General features: G+C 68.9%; 23 protein-coding genes and 1 pseudogene. 12 read left to right on the top strand and 12 right to left on the bottom strand.

Annotated features, from left to right (window positions below):
* Nucleotides 1-94: 94 nt before the first annotated feature.
* A pseudogene (locus BMX93_RS05115) lies at nucleotides 95-895 on the bottom strand (MFS transporter); the annotation flags it as partial.
* 95 nt (nucleotides 896-990) lie between these two features.
* Nucleotides 991-2,025, bottom strand: coding sequence for a GTP 3',8-cyclase MoaA (gene moaA, locus BMX93_RS05110; protein WP_091968665.1), 1,035 nt, complete (start codon nucleotides 2,023-2,025; stop codon nucleotides 991-993).
* A gap of 104 nt (nucleotides 2,026-2,129) precedes the next feature.
* On the opposite strand from moaA, the gene mobA reads away from it, so the two are divergent.
* Complete coding sequence (gene mobA, locus BMX93_RS05105) at nucleotides 2,130-2,783, top strand: molybdenum cofactor guanylyltransferase (protein WP_245725736.1); 654 nt, start codon at nucleotides 2,130-2,132, stop codon at nucleotides 2,781-2,783.
* On the opposite strand, the gene BMX93_RS05100 is transcribed toward mobA, so the two are convergent.
* Nucleotides 2,734-3,246, bottom strand: a complete 513-nt coding sequence (locus tag BMX93_RS05100) for a MogA/MoaB family molybdenum cofactor biosynthesis protein (RefSeq protein ID WP_091968661.1) — start codon at nucleotides 3,244-3,246, stop codon at nucleotides 2,734-2,736. The two genes, mobA and BMX93_RS05100, sit on opposite strands and share 50 nt — an antisense overlap.
* Nucleotides 3,247-3,420: 174 nt before the next feature.
* Between BMX93_RS05100 and BMX93_RS05095 the strand changes: the two genes are divergently transcribed.
* From BMX93_RS05095 to BMX93_RS05085, 3 genes are all read left to right on the top strand, one after another.
* Nucleotides 3,421-4,290, top strand: a complete 870-nt coding sequence (locus BMX93_RS05095; RefSeq protein WP_091968660.1) for a class I SAM-dependent methyltransferase — start codon at nucleotides 3,421-3,423, stop codon at nucleotides 4,288-4,290.
* On the top strand, nucleotides 4,283-4,699 hold the full coding sequence (locus tag BMX93_RS05090) for a cupin domain-containing protein (protein ID WP_245725735.1): 417 nt from the start codon (nucleotides 4,283-4,285) through the stop codon (nucleotides 4,697-4,699). Before BMX93_RS05095 ends, BMX93_RS05090 begins: the two co-directional genes overlap by 8 nt.
* Before the next feature lie 188 nt (nucleotides 4,700-4,887).
* Entirely contained in the window at nucleotides 4,888-5,316 is a 429-nt protein-coding gene (locus BMX93_RS05085; RefSeq protein ID WP_091968658.1) for a universal stress protein, read from the top strand.
* Nucleotides 5,317-5,371: 55 nt separating this feature from the next.
* On the opposite strand, the gene BMX93_RS05080 is transcribed toward BMX93_RS05085, so the two are convergent.
* From BMX93_RS05080 to BMX93_RS13405, 4 genes are all read right to left on the bottom strand, one after another.
* The gene (locus tag BMX93_RS05080) at nucleotides 5,372-5,947 is read right to left on the bottom strand and encodes a flavin reductase family protein (RefSeq protein WP_177170073.1); all 576 of its coding nucleotides are present in this window, start codon (nucleotides 5,945-5,947) and stop codon (nucleotides 5,372-5,374) included.
* Between the two features lie 161 nt (nucleotides 5,948-6,108).
* Nucleotides 6,109-6,477: a DUF488 domain-containing protein gene (locus tag BMX93_RS05075; RefSeq protein WP_177170072.1), complete on the bottom strand. Its 369-nt coding sequence runs from the start codon at nucleotides 6,475-6,477 to the stop codon at nucleotides 6,109-6,111.
* Nucleotides 6,478-6,574: 97 nt separating this feature from the next.
* Entirely contained in the window at nucleotides 6,575-6,844 is a 270-nt protein-coding gene (locus BMX93_RS05070; RefSeq protein WP_091968652.1) for a DUF2249 domain-containing protein, read from the bottom strand.
* Nucleotides 6,841-7,653 (bottom strand): helix-turn-helix transcriptional regulator, encoded by an 813-nt coding sequence (locus BMX93_RS13405; protein WP_091968650.1) that lies wholly within the window; start codon nucleotides 7,651-7,653, stop codon nucleotides 6,841-6,843. Before BMX93_RS13405 ends, BMX93_RS05070 begins: the two co-directional genes overlap by 4 nt.
* Before the next feature lie 177 nt (nucleotides 7,654-7,830).
* Between BMX93_RS13405 and BMX93_RS05060 the strand changes: the two genes are divergently transcribed.
* From BMX93_RS05060 to BMX93_RS05045, 4 genes are all read left to right on the top strand, one after another.
* Entirely contained in the window at nucleotides 7,831-8,946 is a 1,116-nt protein-coding gene (locus BMX93_RS05060) for a hypothetical protein (RefSeq protein ID WP_091968649.1), read from the top strand.
* Nucleotides 8,947-8,971: 25 nt separating this feature from the next.
* Nucleotides 8,972-10,249 carry a hypothetical protein gene (locus BMX93_RS05055; RefSeq protein WP_091968647.1) on the top strand — a complete coding sequence of 426 codons (1,278 nt, stop codon included), beginning with the start codon at nucleotides 8,972-8,974 and terminating at the stop codon, nucleotides 10,247-10,249.
* Nucleotides 10,242-11,756 (top strand): multicopper oxidase domain-containing protein, encoded by a 1,515-nt coding sequence (locus tag BMX93_RS05050; RefSeq protein ID WP_091968645.1) that lies wholly within the window; start codon nucleotides 10,242-10,244, stop codon nucleotides 11,754-11,756. The genes BMX93_RS05055 and BMX93_RS05050 overlap by 8 nt, the downstream gene beginning before the upstream one ends.
* Nucleotides 11,757-11,903: 147 nt before the next feature.
* Nucleotides 11,904-13,106 (top strand): cobalamin-independent methionine synthase II family protein, encoded by a 1,203-nt coding sequence (locus BMX93_RS05045; protein ID WP_091968644.1) that lies wholly within the window; start codon nucleotides 11,904-11,906, stop codon nucleotides 13,104-13,106.
* Between the two features lie 82 nt (nucleotides 13,107-13,188).
* On the opposite strand, the gene cobF is transcribed toward BMX93_RS05045, so the two are convergent.
* A complete protein-coding gene (gene cobF, locus BMX93_RS05040) occupies nucleotides 13,189-13,956 on the bottom strand; it encodes a precorrin-6A synthase (deacetylating) (protein WP_091968691.1) in 768 nt (255 codons plus the stop codon).
* A 247-nt stretch (nucleotides 13,957-14,203) separates the two neighbouring features.
* On the opposite strand from cobF, the gene moeB reads away from it, so the two are divergent.
* The 3 genes from moeB (at nucleotide 14,204) to BMX93_RS05025 (ending at nucleotide 17,114) form a co-directional block, all read left to right on the top strand.
* Nucleotides 14,204-15,502: a molybdopterin-synthase adenylyltransferase MoeB gene (gene moeB / locus BMX93_RS05035; RefSeq protein ID WP_091968642.1), complete on the top strand. Its 1,299-nt coding sequence runs from the start codon at nucleotides 14,204-14,206 to the stop codon at nucleotides 15,500-15,502.
* Nucleotides 15,489-16,052 (top strand): YbaK/EbsC family protein, encoded by a 564-nt coding sequence (locus tag BMX93_RS05030; RefSeq protein ID WP_091968689.1) that lies wholly within the window; start codon nucleotides 15,489-15,491, stop codon nucleotides 16,050-16,052. The genes moeB and BMX93_RS05030 overlap by 14 nt, the downstream gene beginning before the upstream one ends.
* Before the next feature lie 168 nt (nucleotides 16,053-16,220).
* Nucleotides 16,221-17,114 (top strand): TIGR01777 family oxidoreductase, encoded by an 894-nt coding sequence (locus tag BMX93_RS05025; protein ID WP_091968641.1) that lies wholly within the window; start codon nucleotides 16,221-16,223, stop codon nucleotides 17,112-17,114.
* 21 nt (nucleotides 17,115-17,135) lie between these two features.
* Here BMX93_RS05025 and BMX93_RS05020 read toward each other — a convergent pair whose 3' ends face one another.
* Nucleotides 17,136-18,725 carry an ABC transporter permease gene (locus BMX93_RS05020; RefSeq protein ID WP_091968639.1) on the bottom strand — a complete coding sequence of 530 codons (1,590 nt, stop codon included), beginning with the start codon at nucleotides 18,723-18,725 and terminating at the stop codon, nucleotides 17,136-17,138.
* Nucleotides 18,722-19,624 carry an ABC transporter ATP-binding protein gene (locus tag BMX93_RS05015; protein WP_091968687.1) on the bottom strand — a complete coding sequence of 301 codons (903 nt, stop codon included), beginning with the start codon at nucleotides 19,622-19,624 and terminating at the stop codon, nucleotides 18,722-18,724. Before BMX93_RS05015 ends, BMX93_RS05020 begins: the two co-directional genes overlap by 4 nt.
* Before the next feature lie 109 nt (nucleotides 19,625-19,733).
* Between BMX93_RS05015 and BMX93_RS05010 the strand changes: the two genes are divergently transcribed.
* Entirely contained in the window at nucleotides 19,734-20,324 is a 591-nt protein-coding gene (locus BMX93_RS05010; RefSeq protein WP_091968637.1) for a GbsR/MarR family transcriptional regulator, read from the top strand.
* Here the strand turns inward: BMX93_RS05010 and BMX93_RS05005 are convergent.
* Together BMX93_RS05005 and galK are read right to left on the bottom strand one after the other, a co-directional pair.
* Nucleotides 20,270-23,428, bottom strand: coding sequence for a glycoside hydrolase family 2 TIM barrel-domain containing protein (locus BMX93_RS05005; RefSeq protein WP_091968635.1), 3,159 nt, complete (start codon nucleotides 23,426-23,428; stop codon nucleotides 20,270-20,272). The genes BMX93_RS05010 and BMX93_RS05005 overlap by 55 nt on opposite strands.
* A complete protein-coding gene (galK, locus tag BMX93_RS05000; RefSeq protein WP_091968633.1) occupies nucleotides 23,428-24,633 on the bottom strand; it encodes a galactokinase in 1,206 nt (401 codons plus the stop codon). The genes BMX93_RS05005 and galK overlap by 1 nt, the downstream gene beginning before the upstream one ends.
* Nucleotides 24,634-24,798 lie beyond the last annotated feature (165 nt).

The following is a 24,798-nucleotide window of genomic DNA, read 5'->3' as shown; positions in this document are numbered from 1 at the left end:
CCTCGGCTTCCGCAACCTCACCAACTACATCGCCCGCAGCCTGCTCGAGACCGGCGGCTTCAGACCCCACCTACACCCTCATCTGTGAAGAGCCGCCGAACTGGGCGCTGAAACCGCTGAACAGCCCGAAGGTCATCACGTACATCATCGTCATGATCCAGGTGTCGGGGTTGGAGAAGATGTTGATCTGCTCACGGAAGTTGGCCTTCACCGGCACGTCCTTGAGCAGCGTGAACGCCAGGATCGCGGCGACGATGGTCCACGGGACGAAGAAGATGGCGACATTGTGCACCCACAGCGGGCCGCCGGGGTGGGCGACCTCGGGGGCGACCCAGGTGATGCCGAACAGTCCGAAGCCCATGAGGAAGGGCCCGATGAACTGAATGATCGACATGCCGAGATTCCCGATGCCGGCCTGCAGGTTCAGCGCGGTGCCCTGCAGGCGCTTGGGGAAGAAGTAGCCCGTGGAGGGCATGTAGCCGGAGAACGAGCCGCCGCCGATGCCGCAGGTGAAGGCGAGCAGCAGGAGGACGGGGTAGCTGGTGCTGGTGTCCTGGACGGCGAAGAACCAGCCGACCATCGGGATGAGGTAGAGCAGCGAACTCCAGCCGATGAGCCTTCGGGTGCCGACAATCGGGGGAAGGAACATATAGGCCAGCCGGACGAGCCCGCAGGACAGGCCTGGCATCGATGCCAGCCAGTAGAGCTCGGACTTGCTGAGGTCGAACCCTATCGAGTTCAGCTTCGGTGCGATGGCGCTCACCAGATACCACACGCAGAAGGCGATGATCATCGAGAAGGTGGTGATCGTCAGTGTCCGCCAGGCGAGCTTCGAATCCCAGGTTTCCCTGTTCTCGGGATCCCAGCCGGTGAGCACGCGTTGAGTGCTGCTCATGACTCTCCTTGTTCACGTCAGGGTCGCATGCCCCAACTCCAAATTCAGAGGGAACGTACCATAAATAACCGGATTCGGTAGGACCAATAGCTGCGTCAGCCGCCGATCCGGCTCATCGTCCGCGAGGGAATCGCGAACTCGGCGTTGTCAAGGCCGTGGGCCCTGGGCTTGAGGTACATCGCCGCGCGCCAGATCTCGGCGAGCTCGCGGTCGCTGGCACCGCGTCGCAGCGGCCCGCGCAGGTCGCTTTCGTTGCCCGAGAACAGGCAGCTGCGCAGCTGCCCGTCGGAGGTCAGCCTGGTCCGGTCGCAGTTCTCGCAGAAGGGCTCGGTGACCGAGGAGATGATGCCGACCTTCTTCGTGGGGTCACCGTCGATCGTCCAGCGACGGGCCGGGGAGTGCGGATCGGTGGTCTCGTCGGGATGCAGCTCGTGGTTGACCGAGAGCAGTTCGAGGATCTCGCGACGGGTGAACAGATTCTGCCTGTCCCAGGTATCGGCGGGGCCGATCGGCATCTGCTCGATGAAGCGCAGCTCGATGCCCTCCTCAACACAGAAGTCGAGCAGAGCCGGAGCATCTGCGTCGTTGATTCCCCTCATGACTACGGCGTTTACCTTGATCGGGGTGAGCCCCGCGGCGCGGGCCGCGCGCAGCCCGGCGAGCACCTCCGGCAGCCGGTCGCGCCGGGTGAGCTGGTGGAAGTGCGCCGGGTCGATGGTGTCGAGCGAGACATTGACCCTGCTGAGGCCGGCTGTGGCCAAGGGTCCGGCGCGGTGGCTCAGGCCCATGCCGTTGGTGGTCAGGGCCAGCTCGGGATGCGTGCCGAGGTCCGTGACGAGCCTGGCGCAGGCCGCGACGATCCTCTCCAGTCCCCGGCGCAGCAGCGGTTCCCCTCCGGTGAAGCGCAGCTTGCGGATGCCCAGCTCGCGCACCGCCAGGGTGCACAGCCGGATCACCTCGTCGTCGCTCAAGGTGGCTTCCACGGGAAGCCACTCCAGGCCCTCGGGCGGCATGCAATAGGCGCACCGCAGATTGCACCTGTCGGTCAGCGAGACCCGCAGGTCGCGGGCGACGCGTCCGAATCGGTCTCGCAGCAGCCCGGGGGCGTTGTCAAGGTCAGGCTCCGACATGCCATCACCCTACCCGGACTTAGAACGGATGTAGTCATCAAAAATTGCTCACAGCTCGGAGGGGCGGGTTGCCGGGGGAGTGCGGGCGGGGCATGATCGCGGCCATGGAGCACGTGAGAGTCCATGCGATCGTGCTCAGTGGCGGTGCGGGGCGCCGACTGGGCGGGCAGGCGAAGTCCGAGCTCGTGCTGGGAGGCCATCGGCTGCTCGAGCTCGTGCTGGCCGGCGTCGAACCACTGGTCAGCGGCACTCTCGTGGTCGTCGCGGGGGACGACGTGCGGGTGCCCGCCGGGGTGCAGCGGACCATCGAGGAACCGGCCGGGGGCGGCCCGCTGGCCGGGATCGGGGCCGGATTCTCGAGACTTGCGCCCGGTCAGGCAGACCTCGTCGTGGTGGCTGCCGTCGACACCCCCGCTGCGGGCGAATTGGCCACCCTGCTGGAGCGGGCGCTCGGGGAGGATGGGGGGAAGGACGGCTCGGTGATTCTGGGAGGGAGGCCCCAGCCCTTCCGTCAATACCTCCAGGCGCTGTACCGTGCGCCCGCGCTGGCCCGGGCCCTCGACGCGGTGCGGGCAGACAAGGGCACATTGCACCATCGTGCGGTGTGGCGGGCGTTGGGCGCTCTCGACCTGATCGACGTGCCGGTACCTGCCGAGCTGTGCCGCGATCTGGACACCCCCGAGGACCTGAGGTGGTGGCGAGAGCGGCTCAGCGGCGCTCGTCCAGCTGGGAGAAGATCGGATCAAGCAGAGGGATGAGCACATCGAGCGTGTCGCTCGCCCCGCCGGCCGAACCGGGAGAGGCGACCACCAGCGCGCCTCGGGAGTCGCGCGCCGTGACGCCCACGACCTCGCGCGACAGCGGGGACAGTGCGGTGTGCTCTGCGCCGTGGGCGCGGATCCGTTCGGCGATACCGGGGATCTCGACGTCGATCACGCTTCGGACCACCTCGGGTGCCTCGTTCGCCACCCCGAATCCGCTGCCCCCGAGGATGAGTACCAGACGGTCACCGAGGATCAGTGCCTGGCGCAGCGTCATGTCGAGGGCGCGTCGTTCCTCGGCGACGACGACGGTGCGCACATGGCCGAGACCCGCATCGGTGAGGCGCGCGACGCACTGGGGGGCTGCCTTGTCCTCCTTCTGCTTGGCCACAGTCCGGTTGCTGGTGGTGATGATCGTGGCGCTGATGGTCGAAAGATCGTACGCGGGGCGAGATGACATGTCGTGACCTCCAGTTGTCGACGCTCCTCACGCTAGCAAGCGGTGCCCTGTGCGGGTGATGGCCGGGATGACCGCAGCCACCATAATTCGATAGCTTAGCCTTACCTAAGATCTCACGAGGGGATCGTCGGGCGAGGGCTGGCCAGGCGTCATCGGCCACCGGAAGGCGGGGGAATGACTGCACGGGATCAACGCACGGTGCCGCAGGCACAGCGGCGCATCGAGGATGTCCAGGGACACTGGTTGCTGGCACGCCTGGGCAAGCGAGTACTGCGCCCGGGTGGGGGCGCGCTGACGACCGCGATGTTGACCGATGCTCGGATCGGCGGCGCGGATGTCGTGGAAATGGCGCCGGGACTGGGGCGTACCGCCGCAGAGATCCTGGCGGACGGGCCGCGCTCCTACCGCGCCATCGACCAGGATCGTGACGCCGTCACCCGGGTGCAGGCCGTTGTCGGAACCCGCGGGGTCGTGAGCCAGGCCGAAGCAGCAGACACCGGGTTGGAATCGGGCAGCGCCGACGTCGTCGTCGGTGAGGCGATGCTCACCATGCAAAGTGAGCGCGGCAAGGCAGGCATCGTCTCGGAGGCGGTCCGGTTGCTGCGCCCGGGGGGACGCTATGCCATCCACGAGCTGGGCCTCGCCCCCGACGACATCGACGACGCGATTGCCACCGACATCCGCAAGTCCTTGGCTCGCTCGATCAAGGTCAATGCCCGTCCCCTCACCATCGCCGAGTGGCGCGGCCTGCTCGAGGATGCGGGACTGAAAGTCACTCAGGTGCGCACGGCGCCGATGGATCTGCTGAAGCTGCGGCGCAATATCGAGGACGAGGGCTGGTCCGGGGTTGCCCGGATCGCCTTCAATCTGCTGCGCTGGCCTGGTGCCCGCCGCAGGGTGATGGACATGTCGAGCACCTTCAGGCGCTATGCCGACTACCTGATCGGCGTGTCGCTCGTCGCCGAGCTGCCCGGGAACGGCCCGGACGGACTTCCCGGGAGCAGCCCGGATCACAAGGAGAACAAGGAGAATCCAAATGAGTGATGAATTGGGTGTCGAGGAAACCACAAGCGGAAAAGACCTGTCCCTGGGGCCAGCCGGTGTCATGACCCACCTGCCCGATCTGGCGTCGATGGTGAGCGTTCAGGAGGACGCGACGGTCTCGCGGACCGTGCTCAAGGCAGATGGTGCGCGCGTGGTGCTGTTCGCCTTCGACGCCGGCCAGGTGCTCACCGAGCACACCGCCGCCATGCCCGTCCTGCTCGTCGCCCTGGACGGGAGGTTCACGATCAACGGCGGTGGCACGTCCGTCGAGCTCATACCCGGTGGGCTCATCCACTTCGACACCCGCTTGCCTCACACCGTGGTGGCCGAGGAGCCGAGCCGCCTGGCGCTCATCATGCTCGACAACCGCGCCAAGCCCCTCCACGACGCTGCCGGCATCCGCGACTGAGGGCGGGGATGCGAGATGGTGCCCGGCGGACGGGGCCATCTCGCGTCTGCCTGGGACTGCTCTGTTAACCTGGGAACGGAGGGCGGGGCCACTGCTCGGCGGTCGCGGTCATCTGGTGGCCGGGCAGCCCTTCTGCGGCGGCTCCACACTTCGGACATGGCCGTTCGAGTGCACCAAGGAGCCTTGACATGACGTACAAGCGGATTCTCGTCGGCGTCGACGGATCGGAGCAGGCCACTCGGGCCTTCCACGCTGCATGTGAGCTGGCCGCATCCCAGTCGGCCTCGGTGCATGTGGTGCAGGTGATCGACCGCGACCGTCTCGTCCGCTCGCCCTATGGTGGGGGCGAGGAGTTCTACGAGCACCAGGTGAACCGGGCCAGGGAAAACGTAGCGGCCTGCCTCGCCGAGGGACGTCGGCTCGGAATCGACGTCCAGGGCGAGACGATCTCCGGCAGCGCGAGCCTGCTGCTTGGGCGCGAACTGCCCAAGGAGTACGAGATCGATCTCATCGTGCTGGGCAGCACGGGCCTCAGTGCGGTGGAGCGGCTGCTGCTGGGGTCACGAAGCAACTACGTGCTGCGCAACGCGCCCTGCGATGTGCTCATCGTGAGGTGACCCGGCCGGGCGCGCCCCCATCCGCAGCCAAGCACCCGGCGTGATGCATGGCTGTTCAGTGCAGCCGGTACTCGGTCGCGGAATCGACTCCGTAGAAGCGCCGGAACACGTCGAGACAGGGCTGCCAGGTGTCCGAGGCGATGTTCGTACCGTCGTCGGCCACGATCTGCGGCGCCGCCCACACGCGCAGCACCTCCACCTCGACGATGTGATAGGCGCCGACGCCCCGGCGGTCATGGCGTACCGCGGCCTCCATCTGAACCATGCATTCCGCGACCCTCGGCGGGTCCACGAGCTCCGAGGCCTCGGGTGTGAGGCCGGCCTCGCCGAACTTGTCGTGGACGTAGCGGTGATGGGCCGCCTTCGCGGCGGGGACCGGGTTGCGCCCGGTGGTCCCGGCGAGCCGTCCGACCGCGGACAGGAGCTGTGGAGAGGGGAAATTGATGGTGATCTCTGGACGGCTCTGCAGATTCTCGTAGGTCTGGCCGCCGTCCTCCAGGCCGAGGCATGCCATCGAACCGAGCGCCCAGTAGGAGGAGGCGGGTGCCAGATTCGGGGTGCCGTCGGGATTGAGCGTGGCCAGCAGCATGACCGGACTCGCGACGTACAGCGAGGACGGCTGTACTGCCATGTGGCCGGTGGGAACTGGGGTGGCGCCCGGCGCTGTCCCGGCTGACGGTGTGTCGCAACTCATGATCGACCTTTCAGGGTGACCGCGTACCGCGGATCGGCTTTCCACAGTGACCGCGTACCGCGGTCACTGCGTTGACGGTGGGTGATGCCAAGGAAGGCTCAGCTCACGGTCTTCTCGTGCAGATAGTCCGCGAGAACTCGCGCCTGATTCAGCGTCGGATCCTTCGCCCCATAGACGAGGGTGATCTTCGTGCCCTGGCCGAGCAGCTCGAGCAGGCGTCCAACTGCCTCCTGGGCGGGGGCAAGGGTATCGAGCTCGTGACGGTATCGCCTGGTGAACTCGGCCATCCGGGACGGTTCGTGATTGAACCAGGTGCGCAATTGCGCCGTAGGAGCCACCTCCTTCTCCCAGGCACTCAGCTGCGCCCGTTCGTGGGAGATACCCCGCGGCCACAACCGGTCGACGAGGATGCGCTGCCCGTCGGCCTCGCTCGCTGCCTCATAGACCCGTTTGATGGCGACTGGCATGATGATGGCTCCTCAGGTCCCCGGGCAATGGCACCGATCAGGAGCCCCGCGCCGCGATGCCCGAGGATTCGGCGCGGCGCAGGGACGGATCACAGGGTCACGGCTTGGTGAGCTGCAGACGCCACTCCACCGGTCCGGACTGCAGATAGCTGACATCGAGATCGGCGACCTCGCGCAGCTGGTCGAGCAGCGGCAGCGGATTGTGCGGTGCCACGAGCACCATCGAATTGCCCGGACGCAAGGACTGGAAGGCACCGATGATCGCGCCGTGCCGGATCTCGTGCGGGATCTCGGTGGCCACGAGAACGGGAATGTCCCCCGCGTTGATCGGGATCGCCTGGCCGATCTGCCGGTTCTCACTGCTCATCTGGATGTCCTTTCGGTTTCTTCGACATGCCCGGGTGGCACGACGGGCCGGGACCGGGACGGATCGTCCTCCCCCGGGTTGTTCGGCCCCTCGGGGCCGAAGACGAGATGACAGGCGCCCGGCTCGGCGAAGGGCCGAAGCTCGACACGGCCCGGGGTGTTCGGCCCGAGCCGGCCGAGCAACCCGCGCGAGAGACCCAGGTGCACGGCACACACCACATGGGGGTGGCGGCGCGCCGACGCGATGAAGGGACACGATGCCAGCGACAGTCCCCACGGGGCCGCGGTCGGGGAGAAGCCCAGGCGGCTGAGCAACTGCCGCAAGGCCTCCGCGCCGAACTGGTCGGGGTTGTCTGAGTTCGCGCCATGATCGTGGCCCCCATCGCGGTGGTCGTCGAGGATCTGCTGGGCCCAGGTCGTCCCGGCCGCCACCGCGTTGGCGTGGCCTCTCGGCCCCTGGGCCTCCAGAGCGGAGGCGAGGGCCTCGATCAGCGGTATCCAGACCTCGGCTGCATCGGGATTGGCCTGTGGCACCGCCAGATAGCAGGTGGCCGGGCGTCCGCGACCGCCCTGGCGGCGCAGCTGCGTGGTGACCAGGCCCTCGGCGACCAGCCGATCGAGGTGGAACCGCACTGTCGTGGGGTGAAGATGGAGCCGGTCGCCGAGTTCGCGGGCGGTGATCGGCTCCGGTGCTGCCCGCAGGGCCTCCAGCACCCGGGCCCGGGCACTCGTGAGCATCGCCGTCGCAGGGGCAGTGGTCGCAGGGGCAGTGCCAGTCGCCGGTGCCTGCGACGCGCTCAACTCGACCATAACTAAAGAGTAACATCCTCCTTAATATTGATTGTCGTTCTGCATGTCCCCGGGTCTCGATCCGGGGCCGAGAGGATGGGAATGGGCAACGTCAGCGCGCCGTCCACGAGAACGGCTCCCCCTGCTCGTCCCGCGAGACCGATACCGGCCCGTATCCCCTCGGCGAAGGATTCTCCGGTGTGGCACCGGGTGATTCTGCTCGTCGGTGGCGCCGCAATGCTGCTCACCGGCCTCGATGCCGCATTGCTGCGACTGGGTCTGCCGGCGCCGGTCCAGGGAGCAGAGATCGGCCAGATGCACGGCCCCCTCATGGTCTATGGCTTCCTCACGACGCTCATCTCACTGGAACGAGCTGTCGCCTTGCGAGCCGTCGTGGCCCGCTCGGGCTGGGGATATGCGGCGCCGGCAGCCGGAGTGCTCGGCGGCCTGCTGCTCATCGCCGGCGTCGCCGGTGCCCCGATCCCCGGCCAATTGCTCGCCGGCGCAGCGTGGGCGGCAGCCTGCACCCTCTTGTTGACGATCTACATCGTCATGTGGCATGCCCAGCCCAGCGCCGCGCTGGGCATCCAGATGATCGGGGCTGTGGCCGGAATCGGGGGTGCCGCCCTGTGGGCGAGGGGTCTGGCCATCCCCCAGATCTTCCCGTGGTGGGCGGTGCTGCTCGTGCTCACCATCGGCGGCGAACGCCTCGACCTGGCCAGGCTCGCCTTCCAGGGGCGTCTGGAGCGCCAGATCATGGGCTGGGCAGGACTGGTGCTGCTCACACTCCCGCTGACCCTGCTCACACCCGGGCTCGGCTATGCGGCACTCGGCTTCATGCTGGCCGTCCTCATGGCCGACCTCGTCACCCACGACATCGCGCGGCACACCATCCACGGGCACGGCGCAGCCCAGCTGATGGCCGCCTGCATGCTCGGCGGCTACGCCTGGGCATTCCTCGCGGCGCTGTCGTGGCTCGCCGCTGGCCCCGTCTACAGCGGATACCGGTACGACTTCACAGTGCACGCCATCACCCTGGGCTTTGTCGTGTCCATGATCCTGGCGCACGCCCCCGTCATCGTGCCGGCCATCGTGCACCGCGAGCTGCCATATCACCCGGTGCTATGGGCGGTCTGGGGGCTGCTGCAGGCGGGACTCATCGTGCGCGTCGCGGGAGGTTTCCGCGACGCCATCGGTGCCTGGCATTTCGGCGGGGCCCTCGATGTCATGGCCCTGCTGGCGCTGCTCGGCTGCGTGGTCGGCCTGGTGCTCAGCTCCGGGACGAGACGCACCGCCACGAGGGCCCGGCGATGAACAGCCCCGCCACGAAGGCCCGGCGATGAGCCGGGTGGTGAGCCGGGTCCGTGCCGATCGCTTCGCCACGGCCTGGATGATCATTGCCCTGGTGGTCCTCGCGATCGGCCTGCTCACCCGCGGCGTGCTACCCGTTCCGTTGTGGACGATGGTCCACGTCGTCACCCTGGGGGTGCTGGCCAATGCCATCCTCCAGTGGTCCTGGTATTTCGCGCGCACACTGCTTCACCTGTCGGCCGATGACCGGCGGGCCGGGCTCAACAATGTGATCCGCGCCGTGACCTTCAATGTGCTGCTCGTGGTGCTGTTCGCCGCGATGTGGACCGGTGCGGCCTGGGCCGCCGCCAGTTGCGCCGGAGCGGTCGCCGCAGTCATCTGCTGGCACGGTCTGGACATGGTCCTGGCGGCCCGCCACACGCTCGCGACGCGCTTCGTGATCGTCATCCGCTACTACGCCGCGGCGTCCGGTTTTCTCGTGCTCGGCAGCATCATCGCCGGTTTTGTGGCGGTCGCGCTCGTCTCACGCCACCCGGCCGGCTGGCTCGTGCGCTGGCAGGACCCGCTGACAGTTGCGCACGCCACCGCGAACGTGGCGGGCTGGGTCGGTCTGACGATGGCCGGCACGCTCATCACCCTCGGCCCGACCATGATGCGCACTCGGATGGACCCAACAGCGGTCTCGCGGGCGACCCGCGGTCTGGGGTGGATGTGCGCCGGGCTGCTCGTGGCCGTGGTGGCCGCCGGATTCGACATCATGGCCGGTGTCGGACTGGGCCTGCTCGTCTTCACTGTCACGCTGGGCGTCGACGTTCTCATTCCGCTGGTCAACGCGGCCCGGGCCAGGGCGCCGCGCAGCGTCGCGACGTGGACGCTGGCGGCCGGCGTGGCCTGGACGCTCGCCTGCCTCGGCGCAGTGATCTGGCACGCCCTTTGCGCCGGCAACGCCACGGCGCTGCGGGCCGCCAACCTCGGCTGGCTGCCGCTGCTCGGCGCTGCCGGGCTGGCCCAGATCTTCATCGCCGCCCTCACCTATCTCATGCCCGTCGTCATCGGCGGAGGACCCGCCGCCTTGCGGGTGGGCATGGGTGTGCTGGAAACGAGCTGGCCCGTGCGGTTCAGCGTGCGCAACACCGCTCTCCTGCTCATTGCGGTGGCTGATGACGGCGCCACCCTGCATGTGCTGTGGTGGCTGCTCGTGCTCGCCTGCTATGGCACCGACATTGTCCTGTTCGCCCTGGCTGGGGTGCACCAGGCGACGGCAAAGGCTGCTGCCCTGAGATCGCGAAGGATCGATCATGACTGACAAACCACCCGTGGGCCCGAACCCTGCCGGCCCGGCGAAACCAGCCGGCACATCCGGGGGCAAGCCGGCACCGGCGAAACTGCCCGGCGAGCACACCGACCCGATCTCGCGCACGGCCGGACTCATCACCGGGCTGGTGATCGTGGTCTGCGTGACCGTGGCGGCACTGCTGGTCCACCCCGGGCCGATGGCTCGCAGCACCCCCCAGTCAGGCCCGGGCACCGCGTCGTCCCAGCCGCCGGTGGCGCCGACCGGCCAGACCACCACTGTGCAGGTGGAGGCCAAGGGGATGAGCTTCACCCCCAACCGGATCGACGTCCCCGCCGGCAACCGCTTGGAGATCACGCTGACCAACAAGGACTCCCAGAGCCATGACCTGGTGCTGGCGTCGGGAGCCGCCCTGCCCACCCTGGCACCCGGTCAGTCCGCCACACTCGACGCGGGCATCATCTCCTCGGACGTCGACGGGTGGTGCTCGCTGACCGGGCACCGCCAGATGGGCATGACCCTCCAGATCGTCACCGAGGGCGGCTCGCCGTCCGGTGCCGCGACGAGCGCAGCGAGCGGGGCCATGGGCACGCCGGGCGGGGCCTCCGGCTCGGGCGATGTCGCCATTCCCACCATGACCCAGCTCAAGGACCAGGCAGCCACCGAGGATCCCTACCCGGCCTCGCTGCCGCCCCTGGACGGATCAACCGAGCACAACGTCACGCTGACCGTCACCGAGCACACCCAGCAGCTGGCCCCCGGGGTGACACGACAGGTGTGGACCTACAACGGCACCACGCCAGGCCCGGTGCTGCACGGACGCGTAGGGGACACCTTCCACATCACCTTGGTCAACCAGGCCACCATGGGACACTCGATCGACTTCCACGCCGGCTCGCTGTCGCCCGACCAGCCGATGCGCACGATCTCCCCCGGACAGTCGCTGCAGTACGACTTCACCGCCACCAAGGCCGGCATCTGGATGTACCACTGCTCGACGGTGCCGATGTCGGTGCACATCGCCAGCGGCATGTTCGGGGCCGTGGTCATCGAGCCCGACGGACTGGCCCCGGTGGACAAGTCCTATGTGCTCATCCAGTCCGAGCTGTATCTGGGCGCCAACGGCCAGCCCGCCGACGCGACGAAGGTGGCCACTGCCATTCCGGACCTCATGGCCTTCAATGGGATGCCCTTCCAGTACGACTCCCACCCGCTGAGCGCGCGGGCGGGGCAGCGCGTGCGGATCTGGACGCTCGACGCCGGGCCCAACGACTCCTGGGCATTCCACGTGGTCGGGGCCCAGTTCGACACCGTCTGGACGGAGGGGGCCTACCGAATCCGCGATGGCCGCTCCGCCCAGATGCCCGACGGATCGGCCGGCGCGCAGGTGCTGCCGCTGTCCGCGGCCCAGGGCGGGTTTGTGGAATTCGTGCCCCCGGCCGCGGGGCACTACGCCATCGTGAACCACGAGATGAGCCTTGCCGAGAAGGGTGCGCATGCCACCCTCGCGGTGAGTTGAGCGCACCGCGGGATCCTCACCGGACCGATGGAGATCGCCAGGGTCACGACGCGAAATGTTTCACCACCTGCCTCGGCGTCGGGCAGGTTTCGCCGGTAGTGTCCGAATCCGGGTTCACAACGGCCCGCACACAGGGAGAGATGTCGCATGGTCAGTATTGCCACAACCACCGCGGGGAGTCTGCCCCGCACCCCCGCGCTCATCGCAGCCAACGCTGCCAGGCCGGTCGCGGCCGATGGCTTCACTCTCGGCACCTCTCCCGAGGTCGAGGCCCTCACCGGGAAGGCCGTGGCCGATGTCGTGGAGCGTCAGCGCCAGGCCGGGATCACGCTGCTCGGCGATGGTGAGTTCGGCAAGGCGATGTCCAGCGCCGTCGACTATGGCGCGTGGTGGTCGTACTCCTTCCAGCGGGCCAACGGGCTCACCCTTTCGACGACCGATCCGTTCACCGAGCCGGCCAAGCGGTCCACCCCGGGCCATATCGTGCTCACCTCCTTCGCCGACCGGCGTGACTGGACCCGGTTCGCCGACGCCTACGCGGAGTCGATCGACTTGGGTACGGGGGCCACCGCCTTCCCGACCACCACCGGCCCGCTGAGCTATCGCGGCCAGGAGGCGGTCGCTGCCGACATCCGTCATCTCAAAGCTGCCCTGAGGCCCGGCGAGCAGGGTTTCCTCACTGCCGTCTCACCTGGCTCGGCGGCCCGGATCGGCAACGAGTACTACGCGACCGAGCGGGAGCATCTCTTCGCCTGGGCCGATGTCCTGAACGAGGAGTACAAGGCCATCGTCGACGCCGGTCTGGTGCTGCAGATCGACGATCCGTCGCTCGCGGAGAGCTGGGACCAGATCAATCCCGAGCCGAGTGTCGCGGACTACCAGGAATTCATCCAGGTCAGGGTGGATGCGCTCAACCACGCCCTCGAGGGCCTGCCCAAGGAGCAGCTGCGGCTCCATCTGTGCTGGGGTTCCTGGCACGGCCCGCACACCACTGACATCCCGATCGCCGACATCCTGCCGGTGGTGCTTGGGGCGAAGGTGGGTTCGCTGTCCTTCGAGGCGGCGAACGCTCGCCACGAGCACGAGTGGACGGTCTGGCGCGAGGTCGACATCCCAGAAGAGCTGGTTCTGGTGCCCGGTGTGGTGGGCCACGCCACCAATGTCGTGGAACATCCTGAGCTGGTGGCCCAGCGGATCCTGCGCTATGTCGAGGCGGTCGGGCCCGAGCGCGTCATCGCGTCCACCGATTGCGGGCTGGGCGGACGCGTGCATCGCGACATTGCCTGGGCCAAACTCGCCTCGCTGGGCGAGGGTGCCAGGCTGGCCGGGGCGCGGCTCCACGAGCACTGACCGCGACGGCGAAGCGCGGCGCGGCTCCACGAGCACTGACCGCGACGGCTCCGGCCCGCGCCGACTCCCGTCGGTGAGGGCCTCAGCGTCGCCTGAGCAGATAGCTGTCGAAGACCCAGCCCTTGCGTTCGAGCGCAGCGGCCCTGGCATCGAGGATCTGCTGTGCGACCTGCGAGAGCGGTCCGCCGATGAGGATCTCATCGGGAGTGCCGAGATAGGCGCCCCAGTAGATGTCGATTCCCGTCGGGTCGATGGACGCGAAGGTCTGGCGTCCGTCGAGCATGACGACGGCGTCGTCGATGCCCGGCGGCAGGCCCTCGCGCAGCAGCCGGGCCGGCGTGATCTGCACGGCCCGGCCCTGCCGGTTGAGGGGGATCTGGTGGCGGGCGGCCAGGGCCAGCACGCTGCTCACTCCCGGGATGACTCTCAGCGCGATCGGGGTGCCCGCGGCCTGCGCCGACCCGACGAGCTCTCGGGCAATGGTCAGCGTGCTCTCGTACAGACTCGGGTCGCCCCAGACGAGGAAACCGCCGCTTCGCCCCTCGCCCAGTTCGTCGGCGACAGCGGCGCTCCACTGAGCGAGACGCTGCTCGCGCCAGCGGGCCACCGCCGCCGAGTAGTCGGGTGCGGTGCGCCATGGACGTGGCGGATCGTTCAGTTCCACGATGCGCAGCGGCCTGGTGCGGTGACGCCTGATGATCTCGCGGCGCGCTTCCACCAGGTCGTCGAGGTTGTCCTGCTTGAGCACGACGAAGAGCACATCGATCTGCTGCACTGCCCTGACTGCCTCGAGCGTGATCCAGTCGGGGTCCCCCGCGCCGACGCCGATGAGTACCAATTCGCGTGCCATCTCGCCAGCCATAGCCTCAGCCTAGGATCTGGGGTGAGTGCGGACTGCCCGGTCCCCAACCGGTCCCCGGATATCCTCGTCGGGGGGGCAGCCCGCCCAGCACCGCACGACATGTCGGGCGCCGACACACAGATCCGCTCGCTGCACGCTCACCAGAGCCCGGTGGCCGCCGCCACCGCCCTTCCCGCGGTGCCCGCGATCGTCGGCCGGGACGCCCGATGACGCACTGGACAGATGAGGTGAATCGATGACAGCAGTCAACGAATCGATCATTCCCGATGGGCGCTGCGAGCCCCTCAGCGGCGCCGACAGCGAGCGGTACAGCCGCCACATCCTGCTGCCCGAGGTGGGCCGGCAGGGCCAGGAGAGGCTGCGGGCCGCGCGGGTGCTCATCGTCGGCGCCGGCGGGCTGGGTGCGCCGCTGGCGCTCTACCTCGCGGCAGCAGGCGTGGGTACCATCGGGCTGGTCGATTTCGACACGGTGGAGGCCTCGAACCTGCAACGCCAGATCATCCACACCACCCGCGACATCGGGCGTCCGAAGACTGCCTCTGCCGAGGAGAGCATCCGGGCGATCAATCCCGGCGTCGAGGTCATCACCCATCAGCTGGCGCTCTCCAGCGAGAACGCGCTGGACATCGTGCGGGGTTACGACGTGGTCGCCGACGGCACCGACAATTATCCGACGCGCTATCTCCTCAACGATGCGGCAGTCTTCCTCGGCAAGCCGGTGGTCTATGGCTCGATCTACCGGTTCGACGGTCAGGTGACGGTCTTCGATGCCGAGCGCGGGCCGTGCTACCGCTGCGTGTATCCGAGCCCGCCGCCCCCCGAGCTGGCCCCCTCCTGCTCCGAGGGTGGAGTCCTTGGCGTGCTGCCCGGGCTCGTCGGGACCCTGCAGGCCACCGAAGTGCTCAAGCTCCTCATCGGCGGTGCCGAACCCCTGATCGGCCGGCTGCTGCTCGTGGAGGCCTGGGGCACCCATTTCCGCGAGGTGGCCCTCGCCAAGAATCCGCAGTGCCCGGTGTGCGGCGAGCATCCGCGCATCACCCAGCTCATCGACTACGACCAGTTCTGCGGCGTGGGCGCAGACAGGGCGGCGCAGCCGGTAGAGGGGCTCGCCCCCGTCGAGCTCAAGCGGCGCATCGATGCCGGTGAGCCCGTGCAGATCGTCGACATCCGTGAACCCCACGAGCGGTCACTGGCACCCTTCCCGCAGGCCCAGCCCGTTCCCCAGGGGCAGCTGGTGGGGCGGTGCGAGGAGTTCGATCGCGATGTCGATCTCGTCATCGTGTGCGCGCACGGCCGGCGTTCGCAGTCCGCCGTCCGGGCCTTGCGCAGCGCCGGCTATCCGGGGCGCCTGCTCAGCCTGGAGGGCGGGGTCCACGCATGGCAGCGCGACCTTGGCTGCCCCGTCCCCGACACCATCCCAGGACGGGCGGGCGGGGCCGCCAGGGGCGACGTGTCGCGCAGCGCGCCCCATCGCGAGAAGCTGGGGACATTGACAGCTCAGCTGGAAGGACATGGTCGAGATGACACACGGTGAAGCAGACACGAAGGCGACGACGACGGGTGTCTTCGACGCATTGCACCCGCTCGCGGCGGCCCAGCATCCCGAACTGCTCGCCCCGCCGGTCTTCGAGGCCTTGCACCTCGTCCCCGAGGCTGTGGTCTTCGAGATCGACCCGGACCTGTCCGATACGGAGGTGATGTGCGAGGCGCTGGGCCTTCCCCTCCACGTCATGGGCAACGCGGTGCTCGTTGCGGGGCGTCGCGCGGGCCAGGAACGCAGATGCTGTGCCATGACTCTGGGCGACCGGCGCGTCGACGTCAACGGCTGTGTGCGCCATCGCCTCGACGTCCGCAAGGCCTCCTTCGCGCCCCTGGAGGAGGCCACCGGCACGACAGGGATGGAGTATGGCGGGATCACTCCCGTCGGCCTCGACGCGAAGTGGCCGGTCTGGCTCGACGAATCGGTCCGCGACGTCGAATGGCTGTGCATTGGTTCGGGGGTGCGCCGCTCCAAGCTCGTGCTGCACGGCAGCTCCTTGCTGAACCTGCCCGGTGCCCAGCTTGTCGAGGGCCTGACCCGCTGAGCACGGGCGGGCGCGCCGGCCGCCGGGGAGCGATCGTTCGCCTACCATGGTGAGCATCCCGTGTTGTGCTCCGGGCCGAGCCGGGATCCCGCCCGGCCGCCATGATGCGGCGATCATCGCCGGGCCGATGCGCGGGTGCAGGCCAGCGCCGGCTGAAGGGGGAGTGATATGCGAGTCGTCGTGAGCGGTGCCACAGGTCTGATCGGTGGCGCGCTGGTGCCCGCCTTGCAGCGCAGCGGCCACGAGGTGGTGCGCCTCGTGCGCCACGAGCCCCGTCATGACGGCGAACGGCAATGGGCACCGGGCTGCGAGCCCTTGGCGCCCAGCGTGATCGCCGACGCCGACGCGGTGGTGAACCTGTCGGGATCGCCGATTGCCAGGTTGCCGTGGACCTCCTCGCGGAGGGCGGAGATTCTCGGTTCCCGGATCGACACCACCGCAAGCCTCGTTGCGGCGTTGCGCCAGCTCGCCCGGGACGGCAGCGGTCCGCGCACCCTCATCAACGCCTCGGCAGTGGGCTACTACGGTGATCGTCCCGGTGTCGTGCTCTACGAGTCCGAGTCGATGGGCGCCGGATTCCTGGCCAAGGTGGCCAGGCGATGGGAGGAGACCGCCAACGCGGCACCTGAATCGGTGCGCGTGGTGACGATCCGCACCGGAATCGTGCTGGCGCCCCAGGGCACGGCCGCGATCCTGCGGTTCATGACAGCGCTGGGAGTTGCCGGCCCGCTCGGCACCGGCCGTCAGATCTGGCCGTGGATCAGCCTGCGCGATGAGGTCGGCGCGATCGTTCACCTGCTCGGTTCCCAGCTGCGCGGACCGGTGAACCTCGCTGCGCCGGCACGGAGCTCGTCGGCTGAGCTGGGGCGTGAGCTCGCGCGTCAGATGAGGCGGCCCTACCGGCTCACGGTGCCGCGTCCGCTGCTCGCCGCGGCGCTGGGGGATGCTGCCCGAGAACTGCTGCTGGCCGACCAGCACGTCGTCCCGGACAGGCTGCTCCAGGATGGCTACCGGTTCCACGACGTCACGCTGCATGATAGCATCGCACAGACCCATCGTTGAGGCCCACACGCCCGGCCCGGCTCATCCGACGGGCATGTCGCGGCGCCGGTAGCCCACCATGGCCACCCCGATGAGCAGGGCCGAGAGGGCGCACAGCACGATCACCCCAGGCCAGGTCATCGCGTCGACCGGACGCTGGGGAAGGTGCGGGAAGGGCGACAGCTCCATGAGCCGGTGCGGCAGACCGATGAGCCCGCCGAGTTCCTGGACCACGACGACCCAGCCGAGGACCGCCCAGCCCAGCCAGTCGAACCGCGGTGCCCAGGAAAGCGCGAGGAAGGCGATCGCCGCGATCAGCCAGATCCCCGGCAGGCTCACCAGGGCGGGCGAGAACTCGCGCCACCAGCCGCTCGACCCACCGGCCAGCACGTGCGCCGACGCCACGCCGAACCCCAGCGCAGCCGCCAGCCCGACCGGCCCGCACAGCGCGAGTCCCAGATGCGACCAGGCATAGCGCAGCCTGCTCACCGGTGCAGCGAGCACCGGCTCGAGGCGCCCCTGGGTTTCCTCGGTACGCAGCTGCCCGACGGTGCTCACGGCATAGGCGGACGAACCGAAGGCGGCAAAGGCATAGACGAGCGTGAGGTAGAGATCGTCGAGATGGCCCGCGCCGCCCATCGCGCGCAGCAGCTGCGCGTCGTCCTCGGTGATGAGGCCGCGAAGTGAACCCATGATGGCGCCGCACAGCACCCCGAAGGCGAGATAGCCGACAAGCCATCCCCACAGCGGCGCCTTCTGGAGCGTCCACGTCAGGCCCTGCACTGTGCCGATCCGTCCCGTGCCCGGCCCGGGGCGCGCTGCCAGCAAACCGGCGCCGAGATCGCGCCGGGCACTGAGCCGGGCCGCCCATGCCACGGTGAGAAGGCAGAACAGCGGCGCGATGGGCAGCGCCCAGGCATGGTTCCCGTCGTAGGGACGCGCACCTTGCGCCCAGCCGAGCGGGGAGAGCCACGACAGCGCGGCGCCGGGCTGGTTCCAGCGGACATCACCCACCATGCGCAGGAGGAACGCCACCCCCAGCGCGCCGTAGGCCCACATGCTGGCGCTGCGGGTGCTCGCGCTGAGCTGCATCGCCAGGGCGGCGAGCCCGGTGAAGCTCAGCCCTACGCCGGTCTGGGCAAGCCCCAGGAGCAGGGAGCCGGTGAGCGGCCAACCACCCGCCCACAGCGACAGCACCGAACCCAGCCCGCAGATGACACAGGCCGAGGCCGCCACCGTCACGGCGACCCACAGGGCTCGTGCGCGGATTCGTGGTGTGGCACCGAGCAGTTCCAGCCGGCCTCGCTCCTCGTCGTCGCGGGTGTGACGGCGCACGAGGGCAATGACGAGCAGGGCAAGGGCGATCATGTCGATCATCGCCACCTTGTTGGCACCGACACCGCCGACCGACGCGGTGTCGTGGACGTAGCCGTACATCGCCACGACTCCGGGGGAGGCATTCGAGGCCTCATTGGCTGCCACGAGGCTGGCCCGGTCGGGATACAGATCGCGCATCGCGACGACGGAGTAGTAGTTGAGGATCCAGATGGCCAGTGTCGTGGCAGCAAGCATGACCCGATCGCGGCGCACCGCCAGCCGGACGAGCACCCGGGTGCTCGCGTCCGCCGTCATCGGGAGCCACCGGCTGGCTGATCGCCGTAGTGGTGCAGGAACAGCTCCTCCAGGCTGGGCGGCTGGCTGACCAGGGAGCGGATGCCGGCCCGGCCAAGCAGTGCGATGGCGGCGTCCAGATGCGCGGCGTCGACGGAGAAGTCGACCCGCTCACCGGTGACGCGCAGGCCCCTGACACCCGGAAGTGCCCCAAGTCCGCTGACCGGGCCCGCCAGCGTGGCCGAGACGGCAGTGGCGTGCAGGGCCCGCATCTGGTCGAGGCTCGCGGTGCGCACGATGTGGCCCTGCCGGATGATGCTGATCCGGTCGCTGAGGCGCTCCACCTCGCTGAGAATGTGGCTGCTCAGCAGGACTGTGGCGCCCTGGTCGCGCAGTTCCTGGACGCACCGCTCGAAGACCTCCTCCATGAGGGGATCGAGCCCGGAGGTGGGCTCGTCGAAGATGTAGAGGCTCGCCCGGTTCGCCAGGGCGGCGACGAGGGCGACCTTCTGCCGGTTGCCCTTGGAGTAGCTCCGGCAGCGTTTCGTGGGGTCGAGCTCGAAGCGCTCGAGAAGGACGCGGCGCCGGGCGGGGTCCGGGCGGCCGTGCAGGCGAGTGAGCAGGTCGATCACCTGGCCTCCGGTGAGGTTGGGCCACAGGCTCACCTCGCCGGGGATGTAGCTGAGTTCGCGGTGCAGCCGCTGGGGCTCGGCCCAGGGATCGGCGTCCAGAACTCGCACGGTCCCGGAATCGGCCTTGAGCAGGCCGAGCAGGATCCGCAGTGTCGTGGACTTGCCGGCGCCGTTGGGTCCGAGGAAGCCGTGGATCTCGCCGTGCTCGACGCTGAGATCCAGCCCGTCGAGGGCGCGGGTAGGTCCGAAGGTCTTGACCACGTGGCGCAGCTGGAGAGCAGTGCTCATGCCACTCACCATACATATCATTCACAATAATGTGAATCATCGGAAGTGAGTGGATACTTGGGCATGGTCCCGGTCGTCACCGCAGGACCGGCGGAAGGGGGAGCGGACGATGGCGCCGGACAACGGCACAGAAATCGGGGCGGCCGATCGAGGCGGCATCGACGACTTCGTGGCGAACTTCGGGGCATTGATGGCGGCCAGTGGCATGCCCGGGCTCACCGGCCATGTCTTCGCCCTGCTGCTTGCCGCCCCCGATGCGCAGCTGACCGCCCGCCAGATCGGCGAGTCACTGCACATCTCGCCGGCAGCCGTGTCGGGAGCAACGAAGTACCTGGCCGACGTGGGGATCACGCGCCGGCTCCGTGTGCCGGGCAGCCGGCAGGTCATGCATGCCCTGGTGAACGAGGACTGGTACGACATCCTGCTCACCCGCAACAACGTCATGGAGGCCACCCGCAGCCTCCTCCTGGCGGGCTGCCAGGCCGCCGGTGGGCCCGATACGAGAGCTGGGCGGCGGCTGTGGCTCAATGCGGAACTGTTCAAGCGCCTCGGTGCCGCGCTCGGCGAGACAATGGAGAAGTGGCGAGCTGAGCGCCCCGGGATCCTCGCCCAACTGCCCAGGCCGGACGAGGATCCCCGGGGAGCTCAGCCGAGTCGCAGGGTGAAGGACACACAGGCCGCGCGGGGCCTCGCCGAATGATAGGGCAGCACGTCCGGCCCGCAGCTGCGGCTGCCGATGCCGTGCTGCACGGCATCGAGGTTGAGCCACAGCCCGCTGGGCTCGCCGAGCTCGTCGTGGTGGGCGGTCTGCGATAGCTCGACCGCCGACCAACCACTGAGCGAGAAGCTGGGATGGCCGAACTGTGCCTCCGCCTGGGTGCTCAGCCGCAGGCTGCGCCCCTCACAGCTCAGTTCGAGCTCTCGCAGCCCTTGGCGGTTGCCGGCTTCCTGCGGGCGGATCGTGGGGGCCCACAGCTCCTGCCAATCGGCCCGGAAGCGTCCGACGCGCACGCCCTCGGCCATGTCGACATAGTTCTCGGTGGGGCCGGTGCCGAACCAGGTCGCCGTCCAGTCGCCGACCGGCAGCCGCCAGCTCAGCCCCAGTCGCGGTACGACGAGGGGCCAGCCTGCGCCCGAGGGAACCAGCGAGGCCCACACATGGACGGCCTCGCCGTCGAGGCGATAGCGCAGCTGGGTGTCGAGGACAAGGTCATGGGAGGGCACGCCGCCGCGCAGCCGCACCGCTAGCTCGTCACCGCAGTGACGCACCTCGACCAGACGCTCGGTGAGCATGTGGAGCCGGGCGGCCCGCCAGCGGCTGGCCGAGCTGATCGCCGCATCACCGCGATCGGCCTCCAGCGAATCGCCTGGATCGGTGAGCCAGGACGACTCGCCGAAGAAACCCTCGTCGTTGTCGGTGGGGGCCCGCCAGATCTGTGGGGACAGCGGGCCGGTGTCCCACTCTCCCAGGCCCCGCAGCGTGCCATGCGCCGGGTCGAAGCGCAGCGGGCCGAAACGCCCGTCCCATGGCGCATCGTCCCCGATGGGCTCGACAACCCGCCGGGCGAGGGGCTTGCGAGGGCCCTCAGCCAGGTGCTGGCGGATGGACAGGACCCGCCTGCCCTGCCCGTCGCTCTCCCCGACACCCGGCAGCAGCGCGCGGCCATCCGGTCCGATCTCGCGGGGCTCCCGGGCGCTGATTCCGGGCGTGTGGGGGTCGAGCACGGCCACTGTGACGGCCCTCGGCTCCCCGCCCGACGCGCCGAGGGCACCCAGAGCCGTGCGCAATCCGGGCGCATCGATGTCGACGACCGTGCCGGGCGACAGGCTTGGCAGCCGGACCTCCCCGGTGCGTGCCGCCGACGGCGTGACCACCTGCCAGGCCAGCAGCAGACCGTCCAGCGCCTCCAGATCGCGACGGCAGTGCACCTGGACGCGGCCCTGGTCGTCGCTGCGGGCGAACACCGGGGCAACGGCATTGGCCCAGGCCACCAGACCGGAGGAGGGCCGTGAGTCCGCGTCGACGAGGCCATCGCATACGAAGGTGCCGTCGTGCACCGCTTCGCCGAAGTCGCCGCCGTAGCCGAGCGTGAGCCGCCCGTCGTCGAGCCGGCGATCGAGGGCATGGTCGCGCCATTCCCAGACGCAGCCGCCGGCGTGGTGCTCGTCGCTCATCTGCTCGATGTAGGCGCTGATATTGCCCGGCCCGGTGCCCATCGCATGGGCATACTCACACAGGAAGAAGGGCTTGTGGGCAATGGCTGCCGCGTCCGGCACCGGCACCCCGTGCACCGAGCGATGCGGGGCGAGCGGCGAGTGCGAGCCCCTGAGGAACTCCGCGACCTCGCGTACCGAGGGATACATCCTCGAGTAGAAATCGGAGTATCGCCCCTCGTAGTCGCCCTCGTAGTGGATGGGGCGGGAGGGGTCTCGCTGACGCACCCACTGCGCGGCCTCGGCGAGATTGCGACCGGTGTGTGCCTCGTTTCCCAGCGACCACACGATGACGCTCGGATGGTTCTTGTCCCGCTCCACCGTGCGGCGTTGGCGGTCCAGCAGCGCCTCGCGCCACATCGGCTCGTCGGTGGGGTTGTCCTTCCAGCCGCTCAACTCGAAACCGTGGGTCTCCAGATCGTTCTCCAGCACCACCCAGAAACCCATCTCGTCGGCGAGCTCGATGACGCGCGGGTGGGGCGGGTAGTGCGAGGTGCGGATCGCGTTGACGTTGAAGGACTTCATGAGCGCCAGGTCGTCGCGCACCCACTGCTCGTCGAAGCACCTGCCGAGGTGCCGGTTCACCTCGTGGCGGTTGACCCCCTGGAGGGTGATCTTCGCGCCGTTGACACGCAGCACGCCATCAGCGATCTCGACATGGCGGAATCCGGTGCGCAGCGTGAGGGTCTCGCCAGCGCACCGCACGGTGAGCTCGTAGAGCCGCGGCCTCTCGGCGCTCCACGGCTCGACGGGCCCCACCGAAAGAGCGACTGACGAGCAGGCCGACTCGATGAGTTGGTCGACTCCGAGCTCGGGAATGCTCAGCCGCACCGGATAGGCGTCCGGCTCGGCATCCAGCTGCACTGCCAGGCTGCCGGTGCGGGTGTGCGGATCGAAATCGGCGACGACGAAGACATCATCGAGGCCACCCTCGGGGCGCTTGAGCAGCTCGACGGTGCGGAACAGTCCCGGAAGCCACCATTCGTCCTGGTCCTCCAGATAGGACCCGGGCGACCACTGGCTCACGCGGATCGAGAGCACATTGCCGTGGGCACGCAGCAGACCGGTGACATCGAACTCGTGGGTCAACCGCGAACCCTGGGTGAGCCCGATCCACGTGCCGTTGAGCCAGATCTGCGCTATCGACTCGGCGCCGAGCAGCCGCAGGAGATCGTGTCCGCCCTCACCCCAGTCCGCTGGCAGGTCGAAGGTGCGCCGGTGGTCGCCGGTGGGGTTCTCGTCGGGCACATGGGGCGGGTCGAGAGGGAAGGGATATTGGACGTTCGTGTAGGCCGGGTGCCCATGGTCGCCCAGCTGGCGGCCGAAGTGGTCGAGAACCCAGCTCGACGGCACCTCGATGTGCTGCCAGCCCAGTGCGTCGAGATCCGCGTCGCCTAGCGCAGGATCCGCTACCGCCGGCAGCTCCCGGTCCGTGCCCTCGTCGGCCCGCTCGTGCAGCAGGAAGCGCCATTGGCCGGACAGATCGATGTGCGCAGCATCGGAATGCAGCCATGACCGCGGCGCGCACACCCGTCCGCGGTCGGGAGTGGGGACCGTCGGGAGGGTCCACGGCTGCTCGTGCCCGGCCATCACTTGTCGGCCCCGTCGGTGAGGATGTCCTCGTCGGCCACCCGATGGGCGGGTCCGCAGGCCTGCACCGCGAAGACACTGGGCGTGTTCCAGCCCTGGGCGGCGAACGCCTGTTCCACGGACTGGGTGATCTCGTGCACTCTGTCCGCGGGAGCGAGCGCTATCGCCGAGCCCCCGAAGCCACCACCGGTCATCCGGGCGCCGAGCGCGCCGGCCCGGGTGGCGGCCTCGACCGCGGTGTCCAGCTCTGGGCAGCTCACCTCGTAGTCGTCGCGCAGCGAGGCGTGGGAGGCGTTGAACAGCTCGCCCACGGTGGCGAAGTCGTCGACCTCCAGGGCGGCGCAGCACTGCCGGACACGCTCGATCTCGGTGAGGACGTGACGGACTCGCCTGCCGGTGGTCTCGTCCTCGAGTCGTGCCAGGGCCCAGTCCAGATCGCTCACCGTGAGCTGGGAGAGCAGATCGACACCGAGCACCTTCGCGGCCTGCTCACAGCTTTCGCGTCGCTGGGCGTACTGGCCGTCGACGAGTTTGTGCTCGGCGCGGGTGTCCATGACCACCAAGGACAGGCCGTGACCGGCGGTGTCGAAGGGGATGGGGCTGGCCGACGCGCCCTCGGCGAAGTCAATGAGCAGAGCATGACCGGCCTGGCAGCGGATGGAGGCGGTCTGGTCCAGCCCTCCGGTGGGCGCCTCGACGATGTAGTTCTCGGCGCGTCGGCAGGCCTCCACGAGGGTGGTGCGCGCCGTGTCGTCCCGGAGCAGGCCGAGGTCGAAGATCCCGGAGGCGGCGGCTCCCGCGGCCGCCTCGAGCGCAGCGGAACTGGACAGGCCCGCCCCGATGGGTACCTCGGAGGTGATGGCCAGATCGAGCCCGTGCACGAGGAAGCCGAACTCGCGCAGTGCCCAGATCGTCCCTGCGACATAGCCCAGCCATCCCGAGGGCACGCCCGGGCTCACCTGCGCGAGGTCAATCTGCGCAATCGTGTCGAAGTCGAGCGAGGCGACCCGGATGATGTCGTCGGTGCGGGGTGCTGCCGCCGCGTAGGTGCGCTGGGGAAGGGCGATGGGCAAGCACAGCCCGCCGTTGTAGTCGGTGTGCTCGCCTATCAGGTTGACCCGGCCTGGAGCTGCCCAGATCCCCTCCGGTTCCCGGTCGAAGATCTCTTCGAAGCGTTGCTGTGCGCGTCCCGCCAGATTGCCCATGACTGCTTCCTGTTGGCAGATTGTGTGTCGGTGCGTCCATGCACCGCGCGCCCGCCCCGCGGCCGGCGCCTCCCGGTTCTTCGAGACGAATCTACCGAGTTTCCATGGGAACGTAAACACGCGCTCCCGGTGAACGGCGCTCCAGGCGATACCGCGCGACGTGCG

It is taken from the genome of Propionibacterium cyclohexanicum (assembly GCF_900111365.1).
GTDB lineage: Bacteria > Actinomycetota > Actinomycetes > Propionibacteriales > Propionibacteriaceae > Propionibacterium > Propionibacterium cyclohexanicum.
The sequence above is the reverse complement of the archived record's forward strand: the minus strand, read 5'-3'. Positions and strand labels throughout refer to the sequence as shown.